The following is a 5,490-nucleotide window of genomic DNA, read 5'->3' as shown; positions in this document are numbered from 1 at the left end:
TAGACCAAGGTTCGGCGTATGGTAGATTGCCTGTTCGACAATCCTTATGCGCTGCTCCGGCGTGTATTTCCGCAGGGCAAGGAACTCAAGGTTCTCGTTGTCCCTGTCATCGGGCAGCCCTGCCATGCGCATGATGCGTTCCATTACATTCAGGCAGTGGTGGGGGCTTTGCTCCGTATCTACGTAAAGCACTTTCCGCTTTGCTTCGGGAAGTTCAGCCGCATACCTGAGCACCGTGCCGTTCTTCAATACCGCAGCCACGATAGCCGACACATTGAATGTTTTCTTGCTTTTGGCTTTGCCGATGGATGCGCTGAAATTTCCCAACGTACCGATAACTGAACCTTTCACGCTGAGGATTTCGGGTGCTTTTTCGTATTTTCCTGACAGGCTCAGCCGTGAGGCTTGCCAAAGAATTACCGCCTGTTCGTCCGATATTTCCCGGATGTCTTTCATATAGTCCATAGCGATTCCTCCCGTTATTGGCGTCCGCCTGTTTTCTTCCCTGCCAGTTCAAGGGCAAGTTCCGCATCCACGATAATCTTGCGCCCTATCTGGGTGATAGCCTTGTCTATCTTTCCGCTTTTCTTTATGCGGTTGGCAGTAGGCAGGCTGCATCCGAACAGTCTGGCTATGCCGGGTATTCCGTACACATATTTCCTGCTTGTGTCCGTTACGGGCTGCGGCTGCGCTTCTGTCTGAACGGATGCGTGCCTGCTCAACATTATGAACTCTTCGCCTGTCATCTGCCAGACGGGTTTGGATAATAATTCTTGGATATTTGTCATCGTCCAATCTAATTAGTCGTTAAACAATCAGCCCTGCGCACTGGCTGTTATTTCTGTTCTCGAACGATGCAAAATTAGGTAGGATTATGAGTGGTAAGGATGGGGACGATATAATCCGAATATCGATGTATCTTATTGAATATCAGAAAATAAAAATACCACTCAAAAATTAATTTGAGTGGTAAAAGTGGAACTTTCGTAAAATATCAGGATATATCATTTCATGTTACCTCAGTTATCTATATTCAAATAATTACACACATCATACAACCGATATTCAGGTGAACATTCAAATAGGTAATTTAATATATTCATATGACCAGAGCCAAATATTACAAGAATTCTATCTTTTGTCCCCGTTTTGATTCTCTGTATGTTTCTGAATATACGTAAATTCCGATTAAACCAGCGTCCAGTTTCAAAATCAGTTCCAATAAAGTCATGATTATTGGCTTCGTATTTGAAATGTCCTATTAAATAGTTTCCTAAACTTCGTCGAATATTTTCCGGATTATTAAGCAAAATCAGTTCGGATATTATTCCTTGTTCCTTAAATACTGATTTGGGATAATACATCTTAGAAGAGTCAGGATGATTATAGAAACTGTTTTCAAATTGTATAAAATCTTTGGTACTTTCATCCTTCAATAGCTCTTCAATATTATTATAATGTTTGCCCCATTCATCAACACAATAAATTTGATTTATACCTAATTTTTTAGCCAGACGAAAACCTATTTGCTCATACTCTCCTCGTTGTAAGACATATTGGTTTTCTCGATATAATTTATATAAAGAATCTATTTCAGCCTGCATTTTTACTGGACGCTCTATTACGATGATAGTAGGAGAAAATTTCGATAAAGCATTAACCAATGCATCAATTTCAGTTTGATACTTTGGTTCAAATATGTCAATTATTTCATTGGTATCATATTGTACTTTATCCAAATTTGGGAAATCAAAATGAAAGGTTCCTAATGTTAATACAGGTATAGGGGTTGATATGTCATCTTGTGCAATCCCCCAAGATGATATTATAGAACACAATAATGCAAGCACATATTTTACTATAAATATTTTTTTCATATCATTCATATGTTTACGAAATAAGTTGATTATGATTAGAGGATTATCTGAATATATGTTCCATTTCTTTGGCGAATTTCTGGTTACTGTCACTCGGAAAATCGGAAACAGGCTCCTTGTACTTTGACTTGTAGTAGCTATCGTCAATATCCAGCAGTTCCAGTATTCCGGCTTTCCATTTGTCCCTGTCCTGTTTGGAAAGTTTCTCGCCCATCAGAAATATCAGATAGCATACACGTATTTTCTCTCTCGGTTTAATTCTCAACTTGCAGTTGCAGGGGTGCAGGTTCATATTGGCATAGAAGTCCGGTGCGGAAATTTCCTCGAACTGTTCTCCAACACATACCTCATGAATGAGCGAAAGCAATTTCATGCTGAAATACTCTTGTTGTTCATCCGCCGTTTCCTGCTGACTGATTGGCTTGCTCGGCTCGTCCTGTCGTTTCCCGTCAGGAATGTATTTCTTCAATATATCCAGAAAAAGGCAACTTTGACGGTACATGTCCTCACAACGGTTCTTCATATATTGGAATGCCTCTTTCCTTGCTGCCTTTTGCTGGTCATAGAGTTCATTCAGTTTGGCTCTTTCCTTGTCATATTCATCCTTGCAGCGTTCATATTCTTTTTCAGCCTGTTTTTCCTCTTCGGCAGTATGTTCCCTATAGCCAATGGAATCATACCTGTTGTTGGCTTCATTCAGCGGCTTGCTCAGGCTTCTTGTGACATCCAGTTGGGCTTTAATTTCAAGGGAATACCTTTCCATATGTTGATAACAGGCACGTTCTATCGCACTGTCACTTATGGGGTGCGTTTCATAGGCCTGTATGCTCTTTTCTATTTCGGTTTTCAGGCTGTTGAGTATCAAGATGTATTGTTCTTTTTGCCTGTCAAGCACCAGTTCAAGGATGGCGGCTTCAAAAGATTTTGTGTCACTATATTCCTGATAGAAATCGGAAATGAATTTCTGCCTGTCAAAAGAGAAAACTCTATTGTCTATATAGTCCCTGTATATTCTGTTGAGTTCTCCGTATCGGGGGATTATCGTTTGTATCTTGTCTGCCATAGGTGTCTTACTTTTGTTTGTTCTTTTCATTGTCAAGAAGCATTGTCAGTTCTTCTTCCACCTGTTCTATGCTCGGCAACGCAGATTTCAGATTTTCGGGTACTGCCTTGCTGAGTTGGTAGTCGCTGATGCCGATAGGCTGGTCATAGCCTGTCAGCGCATACTGCGCTACAATTTCATCCTTGCCCTTGCATAGCAGCAGCCCGATGGTCTTGTTGTCATTCTCTCCCCTCAGTTTGTCGTCCACCACATTAATGTAGAAGTTCAACTGTCCTGCGTATTCCGGTTTGAACGGGGTGGCTTTCAGTTCCACAACTACGTATGCATGGAGCTTTATGTTGTACAGGATTAAGTCGGCATAGAAATCGCTGTCGCCAATCTGGAAATGCTTCTGCCTTGCGACAAAGGCGAATCCGTTGCCCATCTCCAACAGGTAACGGGTAACGTGCTTCACCAGTTGTTCCTCTATGTCCCTTTCGTCCGCACGTTCTTTAGCTCCAGCCAAGTCAAAGATATACGGGTCTTTTAACAGGTAGTTGGCAAGGTCGCTTTGGGGTGCAGGAAGCGTGGCGATAAAATTGTTGACCTTGTGGCTGTTGATTTGCCGTTCAAACAATTTGCTTTCAATCTGCATTTTCAGGACATTGCTGCTCCAGCCCATTTCCACGGATTGCTTCATATACCAGTATTCCACACCCAACGGAAGCGAACTGTTCAGCAGAATCACATGGCTTGCCCAATTGATTCTTGCAACAGGTGATGCAAGGAACAGTTTTTCCATGTCCTCTATCGGCATCCGGTAAACGGCGGCTACTGTCTGGGCTACATCCTGAATTTGTGCAAGAGGTTCTTGCACAATTGCAACTCCCTTGTTGTCTGAGGATTGTATTTGCGCAAGAGGTTCTTGCGTAAATGAAACATTGTTCAGGCTTTGGATTTCATCCGTGATTCTTTGCACACTTGGAGTAATCAATTTCGCATCGGTTTCGATGAAACTCCGTAATGCACCCAATGGATATGAACGTGCGAACTGGCACATATAAGCCAAGTTCCTGACCGAATATCCTTTTTTTTCGGGATAATTGAACCGTATCGCCTGCGCCAGTTTCTTGATGACCTTGCCGCCCCATCCTTGCAGGTTTTGATGGTACAATATGTAGTTGCCCATCTTCCAGTAATGGAACAGCATCTGCGCATTGGCTGCACTGATGAGCCGGACTTGCGCCTGCTCTATTTCCGAACCGATGGCATTGACGAAAGCCTCGAAACTTCTTTTCTCTATATTGTTATCGTTGTTGCTCATTGTTGTATGCTTTGAAAGTCACAAAGGTAAGCCAAATTACAGGCTTTCCATGAAACTTGATGATTGTTTTTTACAGTTGGTTGAATTTGTTCATCGCATTGGCTTTCACATCATCAGCGATGTCAATGTAGGGTTTCATCGCCTTGTAGTCGCTGTGTCCCGTCCATTTCATGACCACCTGAGCCGGAATGCCGAGAGCCAAGGCATTGCAGATAAAAGTCCTTCTTCCGGCATGGGTGCCCAGCAATGCGTATTTGGGTGTAATGGTATCTATACGCCTGCTCCCTTTATAATAGGTTTCACTCACAGGCTCGTTGATTTCGGCAAGCTCGCCCAATTCCTTCAAATAATCGTTCATCTTCTGGTTGCTGATGACCGGGAGAGCCTTATGCCCCTCAAACTCCACATTTTTATATTTATCCAGTATCGCCTTGCTGTGGTTGTTCAGCTCGATGATAAGCCTTTCGGCGGTCTTTACGGTGGTGATTTCTATATATCCGTCCCTGATGTCGCTTTTCTTCAGGTTATGCACATCAGAATACCGAAGCCCGGTGAAGCAGCAGAACAGAAAGACATCCCTCACCCGTTCAAGATACTGTTTGGTTTCAGGTATCTGATAGTTCTTGAGTTGGTTCAGTTCTTCCCATGTGAGGAATATCACTTTTTTCGGGGTACTCCGCAGTTTTGGATTGAAATCTTCGTAGGCATTGTTCATGCAATACCCTTTCTTGGTACACCAGCGCAGGAACCATTTCAGATAGGCGACCTGTTTCATGATGGATGTGTTCCGCATATCTTCGGTGTCTTTCAGGAAATTCACATACTTTGTCAGCTTGGGTTCGTCCAACGATTCAAAAGTCAGTCCCTTGTCAAACTTTTCAAGATGTTTCCTGACTGCGGCAAATTTCTCATAGGTGGCATCAGACCAGCCGTTTTGCGTGCCGCACTCCTTGATGAACTCATCAAACACCTCCAAAGGCAGAAATACCACCGAAGCCTGCTCCTCATCTTCCTTTTTTCCATTGTGCAATCTGTTGAACGCGTCCTTTACCTGCTCGGTAGTGGGCATGAATCCCTGCACCTCGAACTCCTTGAAGATATTCTGTATTTCGGTGTAGTATTTCAGCAAATCCGCATTGATTTCCGATGCGCTTTGCTTCAGCTTGTTGGTACATCCGTTCTTTACCCGTTGCTTATCGGCATCCCATTTGGCGACATCTATGCGGTAGCCCGTTGTGAACTCGATA

The 5,490-nt window shown here is 43.1% G+C and carries 5 protein-coding genes and 1 pseudogene; all 6 read right to left on the bottom strand.

The window, feature by feature from the left end:
- Nucleotides 1-465 (bottom strand): annotated as a pseudogene (locus Q3C19_RS17670) (mobilization protein); the annotation flags it as partial.
- Nucleotides 466-479: 14 nt separating this feature from the next.
- A complete protein-coding gene (locus Q3C19_RS17665; RefSeq protein ID WP_087340863.1) occupies nt 480-788 on the bottom strand; it encodes a DUF3853 family protein in 309 nt (102 codons plus the stop codon).
- Nucleotides 789-1,019: 231 nt separating this feature from the next.
- On the bottom strand, nt 1,020-1,877 hold the full coding sequence (locus tag Q3C19_RS17660; RefSeq protein WP_239449017.1) for a DUF5694 domain-containing protein: 858 nt from the start codon (nt 1,875-1,877) through the stop codon (nt 1,020-1,022).
- Nucleotides 1,878-1,920: 43 nt separating this feature from the next.
- A complete protein-coding gene (locus Q3C19_RS17655; RefSeq protein ID WP_289524320.1) occupies nt 1,921-2,940 on the bottom strand; it encodes a hypothetical protein in 1,020 nt (339 codons plus the stop codon).
- A gap of 7 nt (nt 2,941-2,947) precedes the next feature.
- Complete coding sequence (locus tag Q3C19_RS17650; RefSeq protein ID WP_289524318.1) at nt 2,948-4,243, bottom strand: YhcG family protein; 1,296 nt, start codon at nt 4,241-4,243, stop codon at nt 2,948-2,950.
- A gap of 70 nt (nt 4,244-4,313) precedes the next feature.
- Nucleotides 4,314-5,490 (bottom strand): site-specific integrase (locus tag Q3C19_RS17645; protein ID WP_302731106.1); only part of this gene is annotated, 1,177 nt, incomplete at its 5' end.

Source organism: Bacteroides sp. ET489 (assembly GCF_030518095.1).
GTDB classification, from domain to species: Bacteria; Bacteroidota; Bacteroidia; order Bacteroidales; family Bacteroidaceae; genus Bacteroides; species Bacteroides ndongoniae.
Note: the sequence above shows the minus strand (reverse complement) of the source record. Positions and strands in the feature narration are given on the sequence as shown.

What these genes read in the sequence shown, in the direction of transcription:
- Q3C19_RS17665 (WP_087340863.1), bottom strand. Translation starts at nt 788, where the DNA reads ATGACAAATATCCAAGAATTATTATCCAAACCCGTCTGGCAGATGACA.
- Q3C19_RS17660 (WP_239449017.1), bottom strand. Translation starts at nt 1,877, where the DNA reads ATGAAAAAAATATTTATAGTAAAATATGTGCTTGCATTATTGTGTTCT.
- Q3C19_RS17655 (WP_289524320.1), bottom strand. Translation starts at nt 2,940, where the DNA reads ATGGCAGACAAGATACAAACGATAATCCCCCGATACGGAGAACTCAAC.
- Q3C19_RS17650 (WP_289524318.1), bottom strand. Translation starts at nt 4,243, where the DNA reads ATGAGCAACAACGATAACAATATAGAGAAAAGAAGTTTCGAGGCTTTC.